We start from the raw sequence: 22,577 nt of genomic DNA, 5'->3' as shown, positions 1-22,577 counted from the left end.
GATGCTGTCTCTGAGTTGGCAAACGGGTAGCTCCGCCGTCTCATTGCTGGGATGGCGGCCAATAACAGGTACGTTGCGGCACTAATATACTGACCGCACCAAGGAGCGCCCTGAGCTCCTGAGGAGGTATCTTCACCGTTTTTTAGCCATCATCGGAATAAATCGATCCGCAGAATGTTTTTGGCGGTCCAACCTGAATGTCAATAAAATCAAAGCTGATTACATCTACAACACTGTTGGGGTTGTCTCTGGCTGCCTTGGGGCTAAGCAGCTTCGTCGCACTCCATCAAATAACCGATAGAACCAAGGTCATCGTTGAGGACGGGATGGTGGGGCTTGGCCAACTTACACGCATCAACGACATGTACTCCAATATCGTGCGGGACACCCAAGGCGTCGTGTTGGGTGAGTTGAGTTTCGCGGAGGGCAAATCCTCGGTCCTTGAATCCTTCGCGAATGTGGAAAAGGATTGGGCAGACTACACCGCGGGGGACATCAGGCCTGATGCCGTTTCGCTTGTCGACTTGGCCAACACGCGAATGGAACAGGCCAAACCCCGCGTCGCAAGCCTGATGTCGCTGTTTGACAAACAAGATCTGCCGGCGCTGACGGAATTTACAAAGACCACACTCGGCGACGCGATGGAATCGATAGCGTCGGAGTTCGATCAGCTTGCCGAGATTCAGGCAGCTCTCGCGAGCGAGGACTTTCACACCGAACAATCCATGTCGAGCCAAGCGTTCTTGGTGATGAGCATCATTGCACTGATATCCGGCTTGGTCATGGCCTTCGCGCTTTACGTCATCATCGTCGGGGTGCTGCGTCCATTGCACGAAATGGAAGTGTCGATGAGACGACTCGCGGACGGAGACTATGGCGGGGCCATACCCTATACAGGCCGAAACGACGAAATTGGCAAGATGGCCGCAGCTGTCGCGGTCTTCCGACAGAACGGCATCCGGGTTACAGAAATGACGGACGCAGAAGCAGCGGACCGCCAGCATAACCAAGCCGAGCGGGCAGCTATGATGCGCCAGCTCAAGGCTGACTTTGGGCAAGTAGTCGACGCGGCGATCGCAGGCGACTTCTCAAAGCGTGTCGACACCGGCTCGGCCGATGCCGAATTGAACGTGCTGGCCCAAAGCGTCAACAGCTTGGTCGCAAATGTCGATCGTGGAGTGACAGAGACAGGCGTGGTGCTTAATGCTTTGGCTCATACCGACCTGACCAAACGTGTCACCGGCGAATACGACGGCGCTTTCGCCCAACTCAAGGCCGACGCGAATGCAGTGGCAGAGCGGCTAAGCAGCGTCGTTTCCCAGTTGCGCCACACATCTCGCAATCTCAGGACAGCGACGGGTGAGATCCTGGCCGGCGCCAATGATCTTTCGGAACGCAGTATCAAACAGGCCGAAGCTATCGAGCATACCGGAGCATCGATGGGGCAGTTGTTGGCGACAGTAGCGGAGAATTCGGCCCGCGCGGACCAAGCCAATGGCAATGCGAACTCAGTCACCATCGCGGCCGAGCAAGGCGGCGAAATCATGCAAGAAGCACGGCTCGCGATGGAGCGCATCTCAGGATCATCAAGCAAAATCTCCGGCATAATCGGATTGATCGATGATATCGCATTCCAGACCAACCTGCTCGCATTGAACGCATCGGTGGAAGCGGCTCGAGCCGGTGATGCCGGCAAGGGATTCGCGGTTGTTGCGGTCGAGGTTCGACGGTTGGCGCAGTCCGCGGCGACTGCTTCTGCCGACATCAAGGCTCTCATCGAACTGTCAGCCGCAGAAGTCCAGAACGGGTCCCAATTAGTGTCCAGGGCCTCTTCGCATCTCTCCGTCATGCTCGAAGGTGTTCGCGCCAACGAGGCGCTTATCGAAGCCATTGCCGGTGCTAGCAAAACGCAAAAAGTCGCTATCACCGACATGTCGGCGGCAATCCGGCAGATGGACGAAATGACGCAGCATAACGTAGCCTTGGTCGAACAGACGAACGCCGCGATCGAGCAGACCGAAAAGCAGGCGACGGAGCTTGACGAAATCGTGGATGTGTTTGTTGTCGATAAAGCCGATGATCGGCAACTCCGGCGAACCAGCGCCCCCGCGAATGCTGAAAGGCGGAGTAACGCAGCGTAGGCAGTACCGTTAGGTCAGCTCGGCGAATGCGTCAGGGCAGCGCTGGCTGCAGCAGACCGCAACCACCTGGGGAAGAATCGCAAAATGTGGCTGATCGGCCCCAAAACTAACGCTCATCAGATGTTCGCATTCGCTAAGGTCATAACCGCAAGCTGCCGTTCCGCTTCCACCTCGTCATGGACGTGGCGGCAAACCAAGCTGACTGGCAGCATTCGGGAAATCGGCAAAGCCACTTAAATGGCAGGAATGGGGCGCATTGCGGGGGCAGGTGCCGCCTGGCAGCTTCTGGCATCCGCTGAGGACCTCGTTGCCTTGAGGATGGACTCAACGCTTGCAGCGAAGCGACCGAAGATGGTTCTACGGGCGAGCATTCAAGCTTGGCGACGGCATGACGCTGTTCGCGTTTGGGCTGCAGCTTCCTGATCTCAGATCGTGCTGCAGCCATCGCGATACATCATCTTTTCGGGCGGAAGAATCCCGAGCAGAAGCTTTATCGGACGTTGCCGAACTTGGCGAGAGACAGACCGCAGCAGCCGTGAAATCAAACAGCACAGCGATCTGTAAGCGCATGTCGAATAGATTATTTCGGCTCGCGCTTCTGATGGATGAGATCCCCAACGTTGTCGAACTCGTCTGGATAGGCGTCCACAATGTCCTTGGGATTGCCAGCGGCCAAACCGTTTTCACGATCGCGGAGGTACTGGAACATCTCGCCCGGAGTGTCGTGGACGGTGCCGTCCTTGAGCACGTAGCTCCCGTCATGCTTGCCCTCTTCGGCCATAACTCCGGTCACGCCGATGAGAAGTGCAATGCCTACGCCCACAATGGAATTCTTCGATAAAATTTTCATTTCGCAGCTCCACGCTGTTGAATAGCGGCACCCGGTGGTTGCCGCGCGTTTCACACTACAGACGGCCGCATGTTGGAGGGCTTATCGGGGATGTAAGCGCCCTGTAAGGTAGACGACGGGCGGACGGGGCACCTTAAAATCAGCTTACAACTCGCCTCACTGGCACGTCACCGGCCATCGGTTAAGGAAATTGCCTTCGAGACGTGCGATGAGGTCGGCCGATGATTTCTCTATCCGGACGCGGGCCTGCCTGGGTGGCGGCCGCCACCCAGGCAGGCCCATGGATATTCGAGGGTCACCTGAGAGCTACGGGCTCCTTCGACCAACGCTGTTTGATGTGCGGCCGGCAAGATTTGCGCCTGACTTTCGAGGTATCGACGGATACGTTGGAAGCAATATGCGACATTTGCGAGAATTGTCTTAGTAAGGAAGCGATGGTCCTGGGACCGCAAGGCCCGGTTCTGCATGGGCAGGAATTGCGCCACCACCTTCGCGAGATGGCTGTACGGGTTATGCAGCGCACGTGCAGGGAGGTGCTGCGCGATCTGCTGGCGATCACAAGCGATAGCCGCTTGCCCGAGGCAGTCGTCTATTTCGACCGGAACGCGCAGCTTTCCCCTCGCCACGCGGCGACCCTTTTCCTGGCCTTGTCGAGCGCTCGGCCTGATGTCGATCCCCGCATCTTCGAGGTTCAGATGCGCAGCATTGAGCATAGGCAGGAATTTGGGCGGCTGAGCGAGCGAGAAAAGCTCGCGGTCTGGCCGGGGTTGTCACCAACGGTCCGGAAACGGCTGATCGCTTTTGGACTGGCCCTAAAGCGCTATGCACAGTCGCAAGGCACGCGGACCAAGCCTGGCCGCGGCCAGTTGGTCTGGAATGGCGCGACATCTAACTTTGGTGCGGGCGCGGCAGGATAATCTTACTGCCGAGTAGCGTCCTGCCGCTACCGGTCACACGGTGCCTGGCAGGCCGAAGGACGAGCGGTCAATCAGCCTCCGCCGTTTGCGGGCCTCAGTCCGACGATATTGTTGGTGCACCAAGTCCGTTCGCCGGCGCGGCCGGCAATGTGGTTGATTTGCCAGCCATGACGTGGCTCGCGGATCAAGTCGATCGTGATTGAAACCGGTGTGCCCCGGCTCGCGAAGCTGACATCCACCTGGGCTTTGTCGCCGGTTCCTTCACCAGCTCGGCGCGGAAATTATGGGGCTCCCAGTTCGGATCACCAACGATAGGATCGAAGCCGAGCACCTTGAAGTACCCGATTCCGACCTTGCGGGACATCTGCCGGGTCAGGTCGTCGGACAGGTAGGGCGCAAGGTCGTCGGACAGGCAGGTCGTCGAAGTAACTGTTGTAGAGCGTTCACACGAGGTCGGTTGGTGAGTCAAATTGCTAGCTGAACGCTGCCCCGGCGGCGATCCACACGCATAAGCCGATTGCCGAAAGGCGCATCCCACGTCGCATTTTACCTTGCAAGACTTCCCGCTTACGTCACTGTGGTCCACAGGTGGGTGATAAGAGCATGGGCCAGCCACGCTATCAAGCAGACGACAATGACAATCCAAGCCAGCGTGACCAGGACAGCTCGCTTTCGCGTTTGAGGCTTGACGGTGTTCACCTTGGTGTCCGCCTAACCTTGCTCAGGCCGAGGCACGCGCTCCATGGCGAAACCAGCCCAGGTGCGACTGCGGGAATTGATCAACATGTCGACCGAATAGCTTTTGTCGGGATGCGCTAAGGCGATCTCAGCCAACTGCTGCTGGCCCTCTTCCAAACGAGCGTACAGCGTGTCGGAGTTCGCCTCGGAAAAGCCCGCGACTGCCATCGTCCAGGACTTCAGCATCGCGCGATACTCCCGAAGATAGTCTTCAGCTTCATGACCGGTCATCGACGATCCCAATACCAGATATGCGGGAAAATGCCGGCATCGACAGCGGGGGCAATGATGTCGATGCCGGAGGCGGTTCACTGACGATCAAGAACGGCATGGGATCTCGTACGCCAACGATGTCATCCTAGCAGCGGCGGGGTGATGGAACCGTGACGCCTCCTGTCAGCGTTTTGTCAGCCACTGCGATTTAGTCCAAGGTTATCATGAACCGCAGATCCGCATTCGCAATCCTGGTCGGCATCGCCTTGCTCATGCCCACCTCTGCATGGGCGCAGAGACACGGAAACGGCGGCAACAATGCAGCAATGCTGGCGGGAACGGGAATGGGAACGCCAATGGCCACGACAATGGTGATAATTCAGGCGGCAATGCCAATTCGGATGATGGGTCGGGGCTTGGCCTCGCCATAGCCGCCGAGATTCTCGACTTCAACTGCGGCAGCATGGTGTTCAACTAGGTGCCTGGGGGCAGCCTAGTGGTGACGCTAACCCTGCCGATTTCCGACGCGATGCCACCGTCCGCCGACTAGAGGCCAGCATCCGGATCGATTTCGAGATCGAGTATTGCTCGAGCTGCATCACCTTCACTTTTGGTGCTGGCAATAAGCCCGGCAGCGCCAATGCAGGACATGAGTACGAGCAGGCCGATCACTGTCAAGGTGATCATTTGCGCTGCTCCGAGCTCGGAAGATGCAAACGAGAAGAAGCCGCACCAAGTGCGCCGGGCGCCGATACACCGGTTTCCGGCCTATCAGCACTGTCGGAGTCGATCTTTGGTGTTAGAAAGAGAACTCCCAAGACCGCGACGATCGCCACTTGTGCGATCACCGTCCCCGGTGCGTGTGTATGACCGGTATCATGATCATTATTTGGTAACGGTGACATTGGGCAGGTCCACTTTGACCGCATCTCCGTTGCTGGAAATTCCCCCATTGACCAACCAAAGGATCAGCAAAGCGGCGATGACCAAAGCGATGATACCGCCGATGATCCCAAAGGGGCTGATGCCGCCGCCGATGACCACAGTTTCGGTGGGAGCGCGCTCGACAATTGTTTCTCGTTCTATGGGCATCGCTGCCTCCATTGTTAATTGAAAATAAAACGCCGACACGAGGAGTTAGTTGCTTAACGCACTGATTTATAAGATGAAAAATTGATGGAGGGCGGTGTTATGTATTTGTAAGGTTGCGGGCTTCGCACCAATTTTTCTACAGCTCGCTAGCGGGGAAGCGAGGAGCGGCCGTAGCCGGCCCAAGTCTTGATTATTGTTGCGCGGGTCCGGTACCGCCCGACACTTGCCGTCGTGGTAGGGATGAGACACCGAGCGCTTTTTGACCTCGCGATAGATAGTAAGTTCCGGCGGGAGGACTTGGTGAAGATCAGAAATGACTCACGCTAAGCTGGGCACGCCTCCCGGCGCCAAAATGTGTAGATTGCTGCCTCAGCGGTAGGCCGATCGAGTTATTGATCCCGATGGCACTCAGGCGCAGTTTCGTAAAGCATCTGGAGGATTTGCCATGGGTAAGCCCACATTTTTTGCTTTAGTATTCGCTGCTACTCTTTGCGCTGTCCCTGTGGTCATGGCCAGCCAGCCCGCTGATCGCGGTGACACACCTGGCCTTGGCTGGGGATCGGGCGGCTCCAAAGGCGGTACGATGGTAGGCGCGCCGGGACCGGTGGCTGGGATAGGTTTGCCCGTCTTGGCCGTGGCCGGCGGCTTCGTATGGATCAAGTCTCGCAAGCGGCGCCCGGATCGCCTCAAAGGGTGAGCCGACTGCGAGCCTCCGGCGTACTGGACCTGGCACCAGACCGGGACGTTTCGCGCCGTTTGCTATTTTGCGGGTTGATAGCAATTGGCTTTGCCAACGGCATTTTCCAGAACATTTCTGGCGCCGTTTCTGAAGCGGGACTTCTGTCGGCGGCAATGAATTGCTTCGAAGTCAGCGTCTTTGTTTGGCTCGCCTTCGGAGCGGGGTTGCTGCTTGGCAGACGATCTTCGGCGATTGAGCCGAACAAAAAGCGACCGGCCCATCGCCGCCGCCGCGGCCATGCTGCTTCCGGTCCCGGACCTGAGTTGGCTGGCCAATTCCGGTCTGGCATTTTTCTTTCTCGTCCGTGCTGCGCCGGGCAGCACGCTGAAGCGAGATGCGGCCATCCTCTTCGCGGTAACAATCCCCATGTTTTGGGCCCGCGTCGTCCTGAGCATATTTAACGACACGATTCTCGCAGTGGATGCCACGCTCACCGCATGGGCCGTCGGCTCTGAGCGAAACGGCAACATCGTTCCGTTCGCCGACGGGTCTGGCGCCATGTGGATCGCCCCCGGCTGTTCCTCGTTCAGCAATCTCACATTGGCAATCCTGGCCTTCGTCGGCTTCGTTAACGTCACCTCGGGCAAATGGTCGCGAGCAACGCTGGGGCTTGGGGCGCTTACCTGCGCCCTCGTGGTGGTGATCAAACGTCACACGCATCAGCCTAATCGGCTACTATCCCGATCAGTACGAACTCATCCATGGCCGGTCGGAGCTGGCATTGCCGGTTGGCTCACAACTCTACTCATCAAGCCATCGGCTGACGCCCTTGGCATGGGGCGAATTCCTAAGTTTGGTCAGTTCGCGCAGCGTCCGCTCATGCGGCCAACCTAAATTTTCTCAGGTGTGCCTCGTCCTCCTTAGCCTACGCGCCTTCTTGGCGTTAGCGGTCTGCGATGGTTCGTACAGGTGGACCACGGACAGCGCGGTGCCAGTGTCTAAATACACCCTCGCTCGCAATTTGCGTCTTGCCCCGCTGCCACCCCGGTCCAGCGTTTCGCCGAGCACTAAGCCTGCCGCTTGCTCCGGTGTATCCGCAACGACCCGAACCTCTATGGTTTTGGCCGTAGGATCACGGCAGTCGACTACGAAATACGGCAAGGCCATCTGACATCCTGCTGAGCTAATCCCGCAAACGAAGCGGGCTCCCTTTAAGCGTTCATTAGGTTTTTCGTTCCCAATCCTCAAATCACATCGCAATTCATCATAAACTGGGGTCTGCAGACTTGTTTTCGTGCCGCCAAAGTTGCAAGCCGTTACGCGTTGGACGTCAGGGCCGACCGTCTCCATCGGGTTTTGGCAGCGCTGGCAAGTTCGGTTGGAGCATAAAGCCTGAGGACTGTGGGGGCCGCCTCCAACTGTACATAGACCTTAGCCTGCAACACCCGGTTTCCATCGCTTCCGCTGTGTAAATCTTCGCCAATGACTAACCTGGCTGCATGCTCTGGCGTATCTGCGTTGACAGTAAAGTGAACGGGCTCGGCGTTCGGATCGCAGCAGTCAACGACACGGTAGATCTGAGCCCCCCAATCCTCCAAAAACCGGGCCACCTCTCGAACTGGACGCAGGAGGGGCGGCCGGCGTCCACTCAGGAGCGTTGGTCCAAGCGGACTTCCTTCAAGTGCCAATCCTTTTCGTTCCCCCAACAACATCACTGGTGACTTCAATGTCCGCTGAACAAACGTTCCGCGCTAAGGGCGCCTGGTATAGTCCTTTTGCTGCTTGGCGATTTATCTCCAATCCGGCGGATGGCGGCCTCAGTTCAACCCAGCCAGCCAGATAGCGAACGTCGCCTGACTGTTCATCGAACTCAAGGCGACGAGCGCAAGGCGGTCAATACACGCCGTCCTGCTGCCGATCGTGACACACTGGTCTTGCCGCACGTGTTGAGAGCCGGAGCTAGAGCGCGAGGCGGGCCGCAATAGAGCTGATATGCCTGAGCGGCAAGCTGGTACCCGAGTTCAAGATCATTGCCGACTTTCGTCGTGACAAATGCCGGCGCGATCCAGATCGCGTGCCAGCACCTTGTTGCCGTCCGCCGAGTTGTTGGCCTGGCAGGCGGTGGCATGGTGGCTATCGAAGGGTCACGCCTCCGAGCGGTGAAGACGCACGAGAAGAACGACACCAAGGGTAAGTTGGCGCCCGGGGAGGCCCATGTCGAGGAGCTTATCGCGCGCTATCTTGCCGACCTGAGGCAACGGGCCGTGCAAAGACCGGACCGGCCAGACCGCTGATCGAGCACCTTAGCGAGCGGATGACCTCCCTGCGCGGGCGACTCGGGGAACTCGAGAAGATTGGCCGGCAACTGCAAGCATAGATTATCATTTTGTGCCTGTCGTTGTGACCATTCCTTCGTGCCGAGGGCAATCGCCAGGGAGCCAGCGTCACGAATCTATAAGTCGCCGTCATCGGACTTCCCAAAGCGTTCCTGGACCAGCAGAATCGCGGCCGCTATCGTGTCTTCATGCCATTCTGACGCTTCCATGCGCAGCACTTCGAAGACAGCGTCAGGTGACACGTTGCTCGAGCGGGCTCGTTCAATGACCTGCTGATATCGCCCAACCAAGTCGGAAACAGCATCCGACTGTCCGGGCGGAGTCTTTACCGGTGACATGTCCTCTCCCTGCCCATGACGAACCATCTATGGACGAATGTGGGAGATATCTCAACCTTCGAGCTGTCAGTCTCATGATCTATTCAGATGGCGGAAGCTTCTGACCGTAAATCGCGGAAAGGTTGCCGCCAAGTTTTGAATATTTAAGCGGCCGAAGCGGGGCGACATAGTCTTCGAGCATCGCATTCGAGTATCGTTTCAGATAGGGTTCAGCCCAGGCCATCTGATAACTTGCGAGTTCGGATTCTCCGTCTCCGGAAAATACCTGCTGCTTTCCAACCAAATCAGCAACAATGGCGGGATCTTTGACGGCGGCGAAGGTGAACTCGGCAATCGAGATCAATTTCGTTCGGCAAAGCTCATCATCCGCCAATCCGTCCGGATCGATCAACCCGATCGTTACCGCGAGCGGCGCCAGTGCATGCAACTGATAATGCAGGGCGCGCTCGCCCCGCTCCATCTCCGCTGGCAAGGCTCCAGAGTCTTCCGCGCCGCAGACTAGCGCCTTGTAGCTGTCACGAGCCCAAGCCTGCGTTTTCTCGTCGCCCGTAATCTTGCCAATTGAGGCCATAGCCAAGCCCGCCCATGCGCGCAGATTGTTGCGGTTGGCCAACGGTCCCGCTTCGGTGGAAAAGAAGGTAATGACGGCGGTACCTTGCTTTTCAAACCAGTCGACAATGACCTTGTCTCGTTCCGGATTCGGGGACGCCTTGTCCTTGGCTTGCAAATATGCCAGGCCCATCCCTGCAAGGCGGGGGGAAATCGCGAGACGTGCATTCAGCGAATTGAGTTCAGTAAGTGCACCGCCGTTGGCCCAACTGTGCAGCCAGGCCATGGTACAATCGGCCTCTTCTTGGCCGTCGGGCTCATCCAGATAAGCGACGTTTGCCATTTTGGAGAGGTCGTTTATGAACGTCTCGACGGGCTCAAGAGCCTTGTTCACGTCGTCGTTCGATTCCTGAGAAATCTCCGAGCGGGTAGCGCTATTATTCTGGTAGCGACTGCCGATTGATAGGGACACCACCGCGTCCGGCGCCGCTGGACAGGTAAAAGCGGGCTCTGTTGCCGCTGCCTCCTGTCCCGAGGCCAGGGGGTTGCCGATCGCACCAGCAACTGCCAAGGCCACCACCAGCATTCCCAGTTTTCTTACAAAATTCATTGTCACTCTCATTGAGTAGTATGCAGAGGGCCCATGGCACTAAGCATCTTCTTGGCATCCGAACTTCCAAGATCGGCTGCGTCCTCTAGAAGGGCGACGGCACGTTCGAGAGAAGCATCCCGGCCGATGCCGACAGTGTAAGCCTTGGCCAGCAGAAGCATGGCTTCGGGATCCTTCGCGTCGGCGGCCTTTTCCATCCAGTCCATGGCTTCGGTCAGTTGCTTTGGATCGGTCGCGCGTTGTTGCAGATACTTGCCCAATTCTCGCATGGCGGTTGGATTGCCGCCTTCGGCGGACGTGCGATAAATGGCTTGAATATCGACCGTCTGTGTAATGGCGTTGCGCAGCTCCGGTGTGGCTCGCTCGATCCGCCGTGCCAAATTGAGGAGTTGCACGGGGCTGGCATCGGCAACCGCCGCCTTGACCAAGGTGACCACCTTTGGCGGATCATAGGCCGATGACTGCGGATCGGACCGAAGTTCGATCAAACGGTCGAGCGAAGCGATCTGGCCATGCTGTACCGCCTGTTCCAGCAATCCGACCACGGTGGCGACATACTGATCATCTTTGAGCAAGGCGAACTCTTGCGCCAGCGACGCATATTGCCAGCCTTTGCCTTCTGTCAGGTGGGTTGCGATGTTCAGCCAGCGCTTGGCAGTCGCTTTGTCACCGCTTGAGGCGTAGCTGCGGGCAAGTTTGATCACGTCACTGAACTGGCAATTGGCAGCGTCGATTGCCTTTGTCAAATAGGCCTGACGCTCATTGGAGTTTGTCGCGCTGCTAGCAGCGAATAGGAACGCATCGAGGTCGCCACGCGCGTCAATCGCCTGTTGATAGCGCTGTAGCAGGACTGCGGCCTTCGTGCCGTCAGGCTGCAGTTCCAGCAACCTTTCGAGTGCAGCACCTGAACCGTGGGAGGCAGCTTCTTCCAGCAGGGCCGAAGCGCGCTCCTGCGCCGTAGGTTCTTGGACATAGGCCGTAAGCAATAGATTGGCCAAGGTCACCCTAGCTGCGTCGGAGCCCGCTTCGACGGCGCCTTCGAGCAGATTGATGCTCAGCTTGACGCTATCCCCGGTCGCGCCATTTTGGACAAGGAGTTTAGCCAACATGTTCTGGGCCGTTGGATCCTGCTCCATGCGGTTTTCCCAAAACGCGATCACCTCGTCGCCATAGTTCTGCTTGCGCAACATATCGACATATTGTGCCACGCGCCCCGATGCGCCGCGCAAAGCCATGGATTGGGCCTGTGCCAGGTCAGTGTCATCGTCTGCGGTCGCGTGATCATCGCCGATCATCGTGCTGTTGCCGGCAGCTACCGCACTTTCGCGCCAGCTTGCAGCGAGCGCCAGATTGGGGGCGTCCGGCACGAGGCACATATAAACTTCGGAAAGGCGCGACATAGCTTCGCTCTTGCCACCCTCGCTGACGGCGAGATTCAGCAGCGAGATTGCCCGGTCGATCGTCGTCGCTTCACGCGCGTCGGTCAGCACGATATCCGCGAGCATCAGGGCGGCATCGGGGCTCTTTTGGTCCACGGCACGCTCCAGCAGAGGGCGGACCTCAGCGAGGGAGCCCCAGCGCCCGTCTTTCTTGACGAGCACCTGCGACAGCTTCACCAGCGCGGACGCCGGCGCATCGGGAAAGCTGGAAAGGTCGCGCAGCGCGACCTCGAGGCGTGCGTCTGCGCCTTCCTCGGAAGTGCGATCTTCCAGTAGACTGACCAGCCGCAGGTTGCCGATGCGATACCCGCCGGCTGCAGCGCCGCGATAGAGATTTTCGGCCGCGTCGAGGTCCTGAGGCAACAGCGAACCAGCCTGATAGATTTCGCCCAGCTCTACTTCAGCTGGAGGGATTTGTGCGTTGGCGGCGATCGTCAGGTATTTCACCAGCGTGTCATTGTCTTTGACGATGCGCTCGCTGGCGAGGTGATAGCGTGCAACTTTCCAGGCTGCCCCCGGATCACCGAGATCGGCGCCAAGCCGCAACCATTGTTCGGCCAAGGCATAATCTTGCTGCACGATATCGCCAGATTCATAATAGCGGGCAATGCGACTGATGCGTGAGCACACATCCTTGTCGATTTCGCCCAGGATGGTGCCAAACGCAACCGCAATGGCGGTCGTCGCATCAAGTCCGTATTCGGGAAGCTCGCCGTTAGCCCTCATTTGCGCAGCGCGAAGCAGGGCGTCGGCACTGCCGCCCGCCGCGGCCGATAGCAGGAAGGCGCGGCCCTTGGCCGGATCGGCAGGGACCGCTTCGCCTGCCAGATAAATGTCTGCCAACGCGAATAGACTTCGCGGCGTCAATGCGGAAAACGAAGTCTCAAGCTTTTGCACCAGGCCTTCGGATTTGACGGTGGCTACATCACCGGCGGCCATGTCGAATCTAATCTCATCGACGACCAGCTTCTGTTGGAAATCGGCGTCGGGTACATGATCGAGCAGAGCGAAGGCCGCACTGGCAGCGCTCTTGTACAGAGTGGCATTGCCATCACGTAGACGCTGGATTTCGCCTAGCACCACCTCGGGGTCGCTGTCCAAAAGCTGCTTGCCATCCCAAGCCTGCCACTTGGTTGCCAGGGCACTCAGTTCTGGCTGAATGACACACAGTTGCTGCGGTGCGATTGCCGGTGGCGCGAAGACCACCGCAACCGGCGCTGCGGCAGCCGCGCCAATCCAACTCAGGCCTAACGCCGCAACGAGCGATGCTGTGACCGGTGCACGTCCGGAAATTGAAGTCCGCATGGCCGCCTCCTATTTTGCGTCTGCAAAGGAATTGAGTACTTTACGGAGTTGTACGCCGTCAGCGCTCTGCGTCAGGAACAGCGAAATGGCCTGCTTGCGTTCCAGATCGACACTGTCGACCGACGCAATGCTCGTCCCGCTGGATTGGGCTTCAAAACCAAGCGTCAATGGTGCACGCAGCTCAACCGATTTGCTACCGCCAGCCGCAACGCCCACGATTGCATTGGTCTTGGCGGCGGGGACAAAAAGGTCAATGCTGGGCTGGTCGGTCAGATTATAGAACAAGATCTCGGCCTTCGACGGATCGCCGATCGGGGGGTCGATGAACTGAGTGAAGCCAGCGGGCGACTGGACGAAAGTGTAGTAAGTGCCTGCATCGACCGTCGCCGGGCTTTTCGTTTCGTCTGCCCCCAGCTCTACCGATCCGGGTGCTATGCTGACATAACCCGAGACCTTGTCTGCCAGTGTTACTGGCGCGCCGCCAATGCTGGCCTGGTCGCCATCCTGCAAGACCACCCTGACATAGGCTTTGCCGGGATCGATGGCATTGTCGTAGAGGGCCGCGTCCTGCGCTGCGCTGTGACCGACCATTGATGCCGAGACGAAACCTAGCATGCACAAAAAAAACGAGGGCTTGTTCATGGCTTCTGGATACCTTGATTGGGAGGACACGCGCTGATCATCGCGGTTGTCGCGGTTGGGCGGTCGAAACGGATTGAAAGGGTGGAAAAGCCATCGGCCTGATAACCGCTGATGGGGATGTAGAAACGCCCCGACGTGCGGTAACGCGGTGAACGAACTATCGATTGTGTCCTGACACGACCGGCCGCATCCGAGAAGGTCAAATCGACTTCACGGCTTTCGATCACACCGGCGTCTGCAAGCAAAGTTTCACCCTGCACCATCCCGGCGCCATACAGGTCCACCGACAATTCATTGTCAGCGACCAGCCGGAAGGCGTTGGCTGGAACCGGATCGCATCCTCCCGATACCGCGGCAATCATCTCGTTGATCGGGCCGTCGCCGAACTGGGCCAGATTGTTGTAGACCGGATTTTCCCAGATCAGATATTTCGGGCGGTCCAGGTCGAAGTTTTTCGAGGTCAAGTAAGACGAGATCGATGCGAACTGATTGCCGCCTGATATCGCAAGGTTCCGCACGTTGAGCCCGCTGTACTGGGAAATAAAGCCGGCGAAGTTGAATTGCGGAACCTCCGAGAAGCTGGTCCCAACCAAGGAGATTGTGTCGGCTCCGGCATTGCCGAAAATATCGACGGCTTCTCCCGCATCGACCACTTCCAAGGTCCGATATGTGTCGGTAACTGGTTCAGGCAGGCTGTCGACGCAGGATTTCTGCAGCAATTGCCGCATGCTGGAGACGAAGTGCTGAGGCCCAGTTGGTGTCGTCTCGAACTTCGTCGTGACCATGCCGGCATAGCCGCTATCGCTCATGATCGTCTTGGCGACCGCCTCTGCGACCCGTTCCGCACCCTTGGCCGTCCAGTGAAAATCCGCCTGGAAAAACAGTTTGACCGCCGGATCGTCATTGCTCAGGGGCGGGAGCAGGTCCACCGTCACGATGCCCGCGTCTCGCAACTTGGCGATCGTATCCTCGTAGATGCGTCGCGCGACGACGGGGTCAAATCCGTAAAACCGCGCTTCGTCGGGAAGAAAGTGCGGCATGGTCATGCCCTTGGGCGGCACTGGCAGGTAGACCAGAGTCGTCCCCTTGGCCTTGAGGACGGCGGATAGGTGCGCCAAATCCGCGATCAGCCGGTCTGTCATCGGAAAATACATTCGCAAGTCCGGTTGAATGCGAAAGAAGTCGCCCGAAGCCCCCTCCAGCGCCGGAATGGAGCGGTTATGGTCCAGGTTGCGGCAGCCAAACTGCGATTCAAATGCGTGACCTGCCGCGGTGTTGGTAAGCAGCGCCAGTGCTCCAACAGCAAGGGCAGCAAGCTGGCGAGCGATATGTCTGTCCAAATTATACGATGGGAACATGGTCTAGATTCCACCGCTGCTATTGAGCAAAGACAGTGCTGTGGCCCTGAGGGCAGGCTCCGGCGAGGCAGCAGCAATGGTCAGATATTCGCGCGCCTCGGCCATCGCGACGGCATTCTGCGGGTCGCCGAGCAAATGCAGGGCTAGATCAAGCGCTGTTTTGTAGTCGCCGGCCTTGGCGACCCTGGCCATCATGTCGCGGCCCTCCGTTTCTTTGAGCCCAAAGGGTGAACCGGCCATATAGAACTTCGCCAAGCCGGAAATGGCATCGATCTGACCGTGACTTGCCTGGGCCGTCAGTGCTGCCTCAGCATTGGCCAGCGCGGCTGCGTCGAGCGCTCCTCCGTTAGCGCGCAACAAGGACAACAGGGGCCGTACCGCGCCCTCGCGTCCATTATAGGCAGCCATGGCGTAGTAATGTATTTGGGCGCGCTGCAGGTTCGGTCCGGTCATCTGCGCGAGCTGCTTGGCGAACCGCATCTGCGCGAGGCTGTCACCCGCATCCGCAAGGGACCGAAGATCGGCCGTCCGCACTGAACTCCCGGCAATCAGTCTGCGCCGAACTTGCTGCAGATTTGCAGGAAGTTGCACAGTCTCAGAAACCCCGCGCCGGAACGGGCGGTAGACGATCGGCTTTGTCGGGACGAACTCGGTTGCATCGCTTGCCGTCGGCGCTGGCGGTTCTTGCGCCGCACCTGGTTGTACCATGGCGACCATCGGCCACAGTGCGAAGGCGGACAACAGAACACGCCTTGCAGGGAATTTGGAGCGGATACCCATCACTGCCTCCGCGCCGCTATGTCGGCGATGACGTCGGGGTCTGTAAGGTAGCGCACCGGAAACTCCCAAATCACCAGTTTGGGCGGCGTCTTGGTGGCAAGGTCGCTCTTGAGGTAGTTCCACATCGGAACCAGTGGGCCGTGGCCTTCTTCGGCATAGTTGACGATGTCGGATTTCATGTCTGCTTTCAGGGATGCGAGGAAACCCCAGCGTTCGTTGGCGCTGTAGCTGGTGCCGACCAAGGCCATGTTGATTGAAGGGCCGCCAAAAAGATCAACTGCGCCTGAGTCAGCTGGCGCTTGGGCAGATGCCTGGAGCACGGTGACTTTTTCCGTGGGCAGGCTGACATAGCTGGCATACTTGGCCGAGACGATGAATTTGGTCAGATCGCCTTCCAAAGGCAGCGTCTCTGCCGCCTTGATATCGAACGAGACGGGATTGCTTGCTGGTCCCGCGGCGCGCGCCGTCGCGTCCGCAACCACGGCGGCCCCATGAGGCGTCCAATGGGTGTCGGATTTCAGGAAAACTTGGTCTGCCCCCTTGGTATCGAGGAGGGCCGTCTTGGTATCGACGTTCTTGATGCTACGTGCCGTCAGAGCATCCCGGAACGCCGCATAACGAGACGCCATCGCGTCGCCGAGGCTAGGGTCCGCGGTAAACTCGCGATAGACGTCTGCCTTGGCCGGCAAGGGCAGAACGATCAGGTCGGATCCCTGCGCTGCAAGTTGGTCGCGCACCTTGGCAATCAGATCTGCCGCGTCGGTCAGGTTTTGAGCTTCGTGGCTGGCCACGCGATACTCTTCGCTGGAAAAGAGCCACCCCTCCTTGCCCACGACGACGCCTTTACGCCCCTCGCCGAAGATGAGGTAACGCGCGGCACCGACCAGATCGACCGAGATCAGCCGATAGGGCAGGCGGTCTTTGTAGATCGTCTCGAGCTTGGCGGTGAACTGACCATTGATCATGCTGCCGGGTGCGGCGGGCAGGTCGCGCTGATACTGGTTGGCATCAACCAGGAAACTTCCGGTGACCCACAGCGCATAGCCGAAAAAGACCGTGGGCAGTAACAGTTGGGAAACGTTGCGACTAGACCAGACCATCACTCGAACTCAAAACTGGAAGTAAAGGAAGGGGGAAAAGGCTTGGTCGGCCAGGCGCATCAGCACCAGCACGGTCAGGCAAGACATGGCTATGGCCGGCAGCCACTGGGCTCGAAGTGCAGCCGTGCCTTGCCCCTCGATCACCAGCTCCGGTTCAGCCAGCTTCTTGAGCCTGGGCTCGAGCGCGGTCAGCCCGATGGCGATAGCCAGCACGACCAGGCCTTCGCGCGGCAATTGCCAGGCAACGTCGGCCGTCACGCCCAGACCGTTCAGACCGACCATGCCGCCATACATCGTCATCGCGGCACCCACATTGGGTGCACGGAACATGACCCAGCCGAGCACGATAAACAGAAGCGTCAGCAGCAAGGACCACGGCACTGTCGCCGACTTCTTGGGCCAAGCGAAGTAGCGCTCGATCGCCAGGATCGCGCCGTGCCATGTGCCCCAGATAACAAATGTCCAGTTGGCGCCGTGCCAGAGGCCACCGAGAACCATGACGATGAACAGATTGAAGTAGGTGCGGGCCACGCCTTTGCGATTACCGCCCAAGGGAATGTAGAGATAGTCGCGCAGCCATACCGACAGGCTGATATGCCAGCGCCGCCAGAATTCCGTGATGCTCTTGCTGGTATAGGGCGCGTTGAAGTTTTCCATCAGCCGGAAGCCCATCATCAGGCCCAGTCCGATAGCCATGTCGCTATATCCGGAAAAATCGAAGTAGAGCTGGATGGTGTAAGCGCCCGCGCCCAGCCAGGACTCGATCAGGGTTGGCGCCGCCTGCGAGAAGATCGTATCGGCCAGCGGCGCGACCGTATCGGCGATCAGCACTTTCTTGGCGAGGCCGATGATGAAGATCGTCATGCCCTGCGAGAACAGCGCCAGTGAGTGCGTCCGATTGGCGAACTGATCGCGCAGGTCGCGAAAGCGCAGAATTGGCCCGGCCACGAGATGTGGAAACAGCGAAACGAATGAGGCAAAGTCGGCGAAGTTGCGGGCCGGCAAGGACTCCCGACGGTACACGTCAACGAGATAGCTGATGGATTCAAAGACGTAGAACGACACGCCGATCGGCAGGATCACGTGCCAGAGCGTCGACGCGGCAGGATCCTGGCCAAGCACGCTGCCGACAGTGGAGGCAACGAAGTTGAAATACTTGAAGAAGCCCAGGACGCTGAGACAGCCGACCGTCCCCGCGATGCACAGCATCTTGCTTTGCTTACCCTCAGTGCGGGCGACGAGAAGTCCGAAAACATACGTCCACAATGTGGTGGCGAACAGCAGGGCGAGAAAGTCGATCCGCCACCAGCCATAAAACACGTAGGAGCCCAGCAGGATTGTGACTGAGCGCCAGCGATTGGGCGTCAGATAGTATATCGCGAGAAACGCGGGCAGGAAAAGAAACAGGAATGTTTCGGATGAGAAGACCATCAGATCGGCTGCCCCGGTTTGCACGACGTAGCGCTGTCGGACTTGGCTTGTGGTGAGGATAATCCCGCCATTGTCAGGCTGGTCTGTCCTGCCTTGATCCCGGCCAACAGCGGCAAAGTATATTGAGCGATGTCGCCATCCAGCAGACGCGGCGTTTGCCCCGACCAGTTGTTGTTGCTCAAAACCAGCGTGCGGCTGGCGTTGACGCGAAGACCAACTTTGTTGGCATCAAACTGGTTGTCCGCGATGGCCATAGTGCCGGCATTGCCAACGATCGAAACACCGGCCCGAGCATTGCCGCTGATGTAATTTGCTTTGACGGAAAGGCTGCTGCTGTTGCGAACCATGATGCCATCGGCAGCATTGTTGAGCGCCACATTTTGCTCGAGGGAGATGCAGGCGCCCTCCAGCACCGCAACGCCAGAGCCCTTATTGTTGAACAGCATATTATTGAAAACCGTCGTCCCGGCATTATCGCCTTGGAGCAGCAAGCCGTGCCTGCCGCTGCCGACGACCAAGTTGTCCGAAACCAGGATAGATTCCGAACTCGGGCCGATTTTCATGCCGTGTGAATCAGCGGCGCCAACGATCGCGTTGCCATCCACAATGATCGAATTGCTGTTCGAAATGGCAATCGCGTTCCCCAAAGACTGGGCAAACACGTTGCTACTGATCGTGCTGTGCCTGACATCGACGAGAGAAAGTGATCCGGTCCGGGTAAAATGGCTATCGAGAACAAATGAGTGTGCGTCTGCATCGGCGGCCTGACCGCTGATTGATAGTCCCGCTGTGTAAGGATCTCCGCCGAAGCCGAGACCTTCAAACGTGCCTCCGGCCACTTCCACCGGGCCGGTGGCACTGACAAACACAAACGGGCGAAAATTCTTTTCGTTCGGATTTGCCGGTTCAGAACCGATAATGGCGGCCCTGTCGAGAACCACACCACCAGCGGCAATCACGAACGCGCCGCTCGCACGATCCAGCGTCAGTTGCTCGCCCGCCCGCAAGACGAGAACTGCCTGCGACGACAGCAACAAAGGCGTTTTGAGGGTGAGCAACGTTGCAGTGTCGCTGGCCGTTGCCGGCAATGATTGCGCCGCAGCCGCGGCCGCAATGTCTTTGAGGAAGACAGGTCCATGTTCGAAATAGATGGCGCTATCATGCTCGCCTTGGGCGTCATTGATGCTGTCGAGCGCATGGCTGGAGGTTTTGTCGAGGACAGCGTCCAGAACGAGCGGCAATGGCAACAGTTTTCCAATTGGTGCCGATGCAGACGGTTCTGGGAAGTGGATGGAAAGTTCGGGGTTGTAATTTGCTTCCTCGGAAAACCCCAAGGGAGCGACGAGGGCAAGGTAATCCTTTGCGGTGCCGCCACCCGCTGAAGCGAGACGCTCCAGATCAACCTCGATGTCACCAATCAGGCCAGTCAACTGCCCGGCATTGGCGGGCAGCGATATGGGGGCCAACAACAGGGCGATGCCAAGACCGCAGGAAATTGAACCCTTACGCATACTGACCTAACTTCTTGCCGACTGCCATGGCGTCGAACGCGGCTCCGGTCTGGGCGGGCTCGGTGGTTTCCCTCGATTCGATTTCGCAAGTAACCTCGATAACCTGCAGCGCTGTCGTGCCGACATTGGACAGAATAGCCCTGACCTGCGGGCCGACCTCGAATGTGGCCCCCACGCCCAACACGCGTCGGCCGGCTTCGCTCTCGACCTGAGCTACACCCTCGGCCACCGTCAGCAGGCTGCGTTGGGTGGAACTGGAGTCAAATAGCACGGTGCCGCCAGCATTGAGCACGAGCTGCTTGATGCTGTAGCCGCCGCCCTCCGATATCGTCCCGACACGGCCCCAATCCGTATTCAGCCAACGGTGATCAATAATTTCAGGCCGCGAGGTCTGTGCGAGCATCTCGACGACCTTCTTGACCTTCTGCGAGGCAGATCGGCTGGTCACCAGCAGGGCATCTGGAGTGTCGACGACGATAACGTCATTGAGGCCGACAACCGCGATAAGCTTGTTGCCGCCGCGCACGTACGAGTTTTGCGTGTCGAGCAAGATCACATCGCCCGAGCTGACATTGCCGCTGTCGTCCTTGGCCCCGATCGTATGAAAGGCAGACCAGGCACCGACGTCGTCCCACTGCACATCGGCAGGAAAGAGGGCCATTAGGTCGGTCTTTTCGAAAATCGTGCTTTCGGTGGAGTCGTTGCGCGACCGGGAAAACGCCTCTGCTTCCAGAATGATACCCGAGGCCGTTACTTCAGCCAGGCGTTTGGCCTCTTTGACCGCAAGCAAGGTCTTTGGAACAATTCGACTATATTCCGCGATCAGGGTGTCGGCGCGGAAAAGGCTGATGCCTGATGCCCAGAACGCACCACCTTCTTCGATCAAAGCCTCGGCGATCTCGGCCGCAGGCTTCTCGACAAAGCGAGCGGCCTTGCGGACCCCGTCGTATCCAATATAGGGGCCGCCATCGATGATGTAGCCGTAACCGCTCTCCGGATACCTCGGAGCGATACCGAACGTGACGATCAGGCCATCCTGAACGGCCGATAGGGCAGATGCTATGGATGGCTCCAGATTGCCGTCGATAACGTGATCGGACGGCAGAGCCAGAAGCACGGCATCGGGATCTTGCTCATACAGATACAAGGCGGCTGCCAGCAGCGCCGGGCCAGTATTCCGCGACACGGGTTCGCCGATGATCATGGCGTCGGTCATGATCGTGCGCAATTGTCTGGTGACAGTGGGCAGATGGCGTTCGTTCACCAACACGACCGGCTTGCCAAAGAGGCGCCCGCCATGCCGTTGCACAGTTGCCTGAAAGAAGGTGGTGCCTTCCGAGTTGATGGGCTGGAACTGCTTGGGTTGATGTTGCCTCGATAGCGGCCACAATCGAGTGCCGACACCCCCGCACAAGATCACTGGGTTGATTTGTGTCATTGATTGAATCCTTTAAGGACAAGGCCTCGGAGATAATCCACAGCTGGGGCGAACGGCGCCGTTTCGACTGTGACGCTGACGGGAGTGCCGATAAGGCTTGGATCCAGCGTACCCAGCGGCGACAGCACGACATCAAGGGTGTCCTGCGCGTCCGAGCTCGTTGTTGGCAGCGCGGCGGCTTTCAGGCCTGCTTGAACAACGGTGCCGTCGGACAGCGCAAGCTCAGCCAACGCCCCTTGCGACAATGCACGATAACCGTTGAGGGCAATCCGTACCTTGACCTCGGCCTGGGCATCGACTGGCGCCACATTCATCACGGTATCACCCGCCAAAACCGTTGCGCCGGCCGTTAGGCTTCCGGGCAAAGTCTCGCAATCGCAAGGCATGCTGACGCTGACCAGCTCACCTGAGGTCGCTCTGACGGAGTAGGCAACTTGACCCTTGGCAGCGGTGGGATCGACAAAATCAAGCTGGCCTGAACTCACCGACCGCAGCACCGTGCCGTCTTTGCTGATCAGCGATATGCCGTCGGCGTGAACCACGAAGACGCGCTCATAAATCTTTGAGCCCACGTAACCGAAGAGGGCCAGCGAGGCCGCGGTGATAAGCAGTCCGCGTGCGAGACCCCCAAGCACTTTGGCCGCGCTGCGCGATGGCGATGACTTTGCCATCGGCTTGCTGTCAGCCGGCCCTGCAGAGACCGACAGAACCGAGCGGACGTCATTGATGTCGCCTGCGATAAACGAGTTCAGCAGATGGCGCAGCTGCGGAAGATGTGGGCCTGTCGGCTTGGTGAAGCGCAATGACAGGCTGCCCGAAGCGACCGAGGCTGTTTCGATTAAGGCCTCAGTCGGCAATGCGACGTTGAATCCGGAAAACGCAAACAACAGCGTGACGAGGCGTCGCTCGCCTTCGAGTTGCGGCGGCACCAGGCCGTGAGCGCGAGCGCCGACCAGTGAAATTCCATCGCCTTCGAAGAGCCGGCCATCGACAATGGCGCTGAACGGCATGTCTATAACGGGATGTTCGCCGTCATAGTGCGCTCTGGAAAGTTCGGCTTTGCCGCTATCAGCGGACAGGGCATCTAAACTGCTGGGCTGTTGCATGATT

The 22,577-nt window shown here is 58.6% G+C and carries 17 protein-coding genes; 3 read left to right on the top strand and 14 right to left on the bottom strand.

The window, feature by feature from the left end; all coding sequences use genetic code 11:
- Window positions 1-197: 197 nt before the first annotated feature.
- Entirely contained in the window at window positions 198-2,141 is a 1,944-nt protein-coding gene (locus tag ABIB57_RS21875) for a methyl-accepting chemotaxis protein (RefSeq protein ID WP_354043359.1), read from the top strand.
- 580 nt (window positions 2,142-2,721) lie between these two features.
- Here ABIB57_RS21875 and ABIB57_RS21870 read toward each other — a convergent pair.
- Window positions 2,722-2,991 carry a hypothetical protein gene (locus ABIB57_RS21870; protein ID WP_354043358.1) on the bottom strand — a complete coding sequence of 90 codons (270 nt, stop codon included), beginning with the start codon at window positions 2,989-2,991 and terminating at the stop codon, window positions 2,722-2,724.
- A gap of 221 nt (window positions 2,992-3,212) precedes the next feature.
- Between ABIB57_RS21870 and ABIB57_RS21865 the strand changes: the two genes are divergently transcribed.
- Window positions 3,213-3,908 (top strand): hypothetical protein, encoded by a 696-nt coding sequence (locus ABIB57_RS21865; RefSeq protein ID WP_354043357.1) that lies wholly within the window; start codon window positions 3,213-3,215, stop codon window positions 3,906-3,908.
- 711 nt (window positions 3,909-4,619) lie between these two features.
- Here the strand turns inward: ABIB57_RS21865 and ABIB57_RS21860 are convergent.
- The 3 genes from ABIB57_RS21860 to ABIB57_RS21850 form a co-directional block, all read right to left on the bottom strand.
- Window positions 4,620-4,877 carry a hypothetical protein gene (locus tag ABIB57_RS21860; RefSeq protein WP_354043356.1) on the bottom strand — a complete coding sequence of 86 codons (258 nt, stop codon included), beginning with the start codon at window positions 4,875-4,877 and terminating at the stop codon, window positions 4,620-4,622.
- 528 nt (window positions 4,878-5,405) lie between these two features.
- Window positions 5,406-5,546 carry a hypothetical protein gene (locus tag ABIB57_RS21855; RefSeq protein ID WP_354043355.1) on the bottom strand — a complete coding sequence of 47 codons (141 nt, stop codon included), beginning with the start codon at window positions 5,544-5,546 and terminating at the stop codon, window positions 5,406-5,408.
- 198 nt (window positions 5,547-5,744) lie between these two features.
- The gene (locus tag ABIB57_RS21850) at window positions 5,745-5,951 is read right to left on the bottom strand and encodes a hypothetical protein (protein WP_354043354.1); all 207 of its coding nucleotides are present in this window, start codon (window positions 5,949-5,951) and stop codon (window positions 5,745-5,747) included.
- A 910-nt stretch (window positions 5,952-6,861) separates the two neighbouring features.
- On the opposite strand from ABIB57_RS21850, the gene ABIB57_RS21845 reads away from it, so the two are divergent.
- Window positions 6,862-7,524: a hypothetical protein gene (locus ABIB57_RS21845; protein ID WP_354043353.1), complete on the top strand. Its 663-nt coding sequence runs from the start codon at window positions 6,862-6,864 to the stop codon at window positions 7,522-7,524.
- Between the two features lie 1,859 nt (window positions 7,525-9,383).
- Here ABIB57_RS21845 and ABIB57_RS21840 read toward each other — a convergent pair.
- The 10 genes from ABIB57_RS21840 to ABIB57_RS21795 are packed head-to-tail and all read right to left on the bottom strand — an operon-like array spanning window position 9,384 to window position 22,573.
- Window positions 9,384-10,463, bottom strand: coding sequence for an alginate lyase family protein (locus tag ABIB57_RS21840; RefSeq protein WP_354043352.1), 1,080 nt, complete (start codon window positions 10,461-10,463; stop codon window positions 9,384-9,386).
- Between the two features lie 8 nt (window positions 10,464-10,471).
- The gene (locus tag ABIB57_RS21835; protein ID WP_354043351.1) at window positions 10,472-13,207 is read right to left on the bottom strand and encodes a tetratricopeptide repeat protein; all 2,736 of its coding nucleotides are present in this window, start codon (window positions 13,205-13,207) and stop codon (window positions 10,472-10,474) included.
- A gap of 9 nt (window positions 13,208-13,216) precedes the next feature.
- Window positions 13,217-13,849, bottom strand: coding sequence for an alginate O-acetyltransferase AlgF (locus ABIB57_RS21830; RefSeq protein ID WP_354043350.1), 633 nt, complete (start codon window positions 13,847-13,849; stop codon window positions 13,217-13,219).
- Window positions 13,846-15,207 carry an alginate O-acetyltransferase AlgX-related protein gene (locus ABIB57_RS21825; RefSeq protein ID WP_354043349.1) on the bottom strand — a complete coding sequence of 454 codons (1,362 nt, stop codon included), beginning with the start codon at window positions 15,205-15,207 and terminating at the stop codon, window positions 13,846-13,848. Before ABIB57_RS21825 ends, ABIB57_RS21830 begins: the two co-directional genes overlap by 4 nt.
- A 3-nt stretch (window positions 15,208-15,210) precedes the next feature.
- Window positions 15,211-15,987: a hypothetical protein gene (locus ABIB57_RS21820; RefSeq protein ID WP_354043348.1), complete on the bottom strand. Its 777-nt coding sequence runs from the start codon at window positions 15,985-15,987 to the stop codon at window positions 15,211-15,213.
- Window positions 15,987-17,087, bottom strand: coding sequence for an alginate O-acetyltransferase AlgX-related protein (locus ABIB57_RS21815; RefSeq protein WP_354043347.1), 1,101 nt, complete (start codon window positions 17,085-17,087; stop codon window positions 15,987-15,989). Before ABIB57_RS21815 ends, ABIB57_RS21820 begins: the two co-directional genes overlap by 1 nt.
- A gap of 9 nt (window positions 17,088-17,096) precedes the next feature.
- Window positions 17,097-18,518 (bottom strand): MBOAT family O-acyltransferase, encoded by a 1,422-nt coding sequence (locus tag ABIB57_RS21810; protein ID WP_354043346.1) that lies wholly within the window; start codon window positions 18,516-18,518, stop codon window positions 17,097-17,099.
- Window positions 18,518-20,029 (bottom strand): NosD domain-containing protein, encoded by a 1,512-nt coding sequence (locus ABIB57_RS21805; protein WP_354043345.1) that lies wholly within the window; start codon window positions 20,027-20,029, stop codon window positions 18,518-18,520. Before ABIB57_RS21805 ends, ABIB57_RS21810 begins: the two co-directional genes overlap by 1 nt.
- The gene (locus ABIB57_RS21800; RefSeq protein WP_354043344.1) at window positions 20,022-21,467 is read right to left on the bottom strand and encodes a mannose-1-phosphate guanylyltransferase/mannose-6-phosphate isomerase; all 1,446 of its coding nucleotides are present in this window, start codon (window positions 21,465-21,467) and stop codon (window positions 20,022-20,024) included. Before ABIB57_RS21800 ends, ABIB57_RS21805 begins: the two co-directional genes overlap by 8 nt.
- Complete coding sequence (locus ABIB57_RS21795) at window positions 21,464-22,573, bottom strand: pilus assembly protein PilZ (RefSeq protein WP_354043343.1); 1,110 nt, start codon at window positions 22,571-22,573, stop codon at window positions 21,464-21,466. The genes ABIB57_RS21800 and ABIB57_RS21795 overlap by 4 nt, the downstream gene beginning before the upstream one ends.
- Between the last annotated feature and the right edge of the window lie 4 nt (window positions 22,574-22,577).

The sequence above is a fragment of the Devosia sp. UYZn731 genome (assembly GCF_040546795.1).
Lineage (GTDB): Bacteria > Pseudomonadota > Alphaproteobacteria > Rhizobiales > Devosiaceae > Devosia.
Note: the sequence above shows the minus strand (reverse complement) of the source record. Positions and strands in the feature narration are given on the sequence as shown.

Bases quoted from the DNA above. Each gene is read 5' to 3' on its own strand.
- ABIB57_RS21870 (WP_354043358.1), bottom strand. From the start codon at position 2,991: ATGAAAATTTTATCGAAGAATTCCATTGTGGGCGTAGGCATTGCACTT.
- ABIB57_RS21800 (WP_354043344.1), bottom strand. From the start codon at position 21,467: ATGACACAAATCAACCCAGTGATCTTGTGCGGGGGTGTCGGCACTCGA.
- ABIB57_RS21835 (WP_354043351.1), bottom strand. From the start codon at position 13,207: ATGCGGACTTCAATTTCCGGACGTGCACCGGTCACAGCATCGCTCGTT.
- ABIB57_RS21850 (WP_354043354.1), bottom strand. From the start codon at position 5,951: ATGCCCATAGAACGAGAAACAATTGTCGAGCGCGCTCCCACCGAAACT.
- ABIB57_RS21875 (WP_354043359.1), top strand. From the start codon at position 198: ATGTCAATAAAATCAAAGCTGATTACATCTACAACACTGTTGGGGTTG.
- ABIB57_RS21855 (WP_354043355.1), bottom strand. From the start codon at position 5,546: ATGATCACCTTGACAGTGATCGGCCTGCTCGTACTCATGTCCTGCATT.
- ABIB57_RS21825 (WP_354043349.1), bottom strand. From the start codon at position 15,207: ATGTTCCCATCGTATAATTTGGACAGACATATCGCTCGCCAGCTTGCT.
- ABIB57_RS21815 (WP_354043347.1), bottom strand. From the start codon at position 17,087: ATGGTCTGGTCTAGTCGCAACGTTTCCCAACTGTTACTGCCCACGGTC.
- ABIB57_RS21830 (WP_354043350.1), bottom strand. From the start codon at position 13,849: ATGAACAAGCCCTCGTTTTTTTTGTGCATGCTAGGTTTCGTCTCGGCA.
- ABIB57_RS21865 (WP_354043357.1), top strand. From the start codon at position 3,213: ATGATTTCTCTATCCGGACGCGGGCCTGCCTGGGTGGCGGCCGCCACC.
- ABIB57_RS21810 (WP_354043346.1), bottom strand. From the start codon at position 18,518: ATGGTCTTCTCATCCGAAACATTCCTGTTTCTTTTCCTGCCCGCGTTT.
- ABIB57_RS21795 (WP_354043343.1), bottom strand. From the start codon at position 22,573: ATGCAACAGCCCAGCAGTTTAGATGCCCTGTCCGCTGATAGCGGCAAA.
- ABIB57_RS21840 (WP_354043352.1), bottom strand. From the start codon at position 10,463: ATGAATTTTGTAAGAAAACTGGGAATGCTGGTGGTGGCCTTGGCAGTT.
- ABIB57_RS21820 (WP_354043348.1), bottom strand. From the start codon at position 15,987: ATGGGTATCCGCTCCAAATTCCCTGCAAGGCGTGTTCTGTTGTCCGCC.
- ABIB57_RS21860 (WP_354043356.1), bottom strand. From the start codon at position 4,877: ATGACCGGTCATGAAGCTGAAGACTATCTTCGGGAGTATCGCGCGATG.
- ABIB57_RS21805 (WP_354043345.1), bottom strand. From the start codon at position 20,029: ATGCGTAAGGGTTCAATTTCCTGCGGTCTTGGCATCGCCCTGTTGTTG.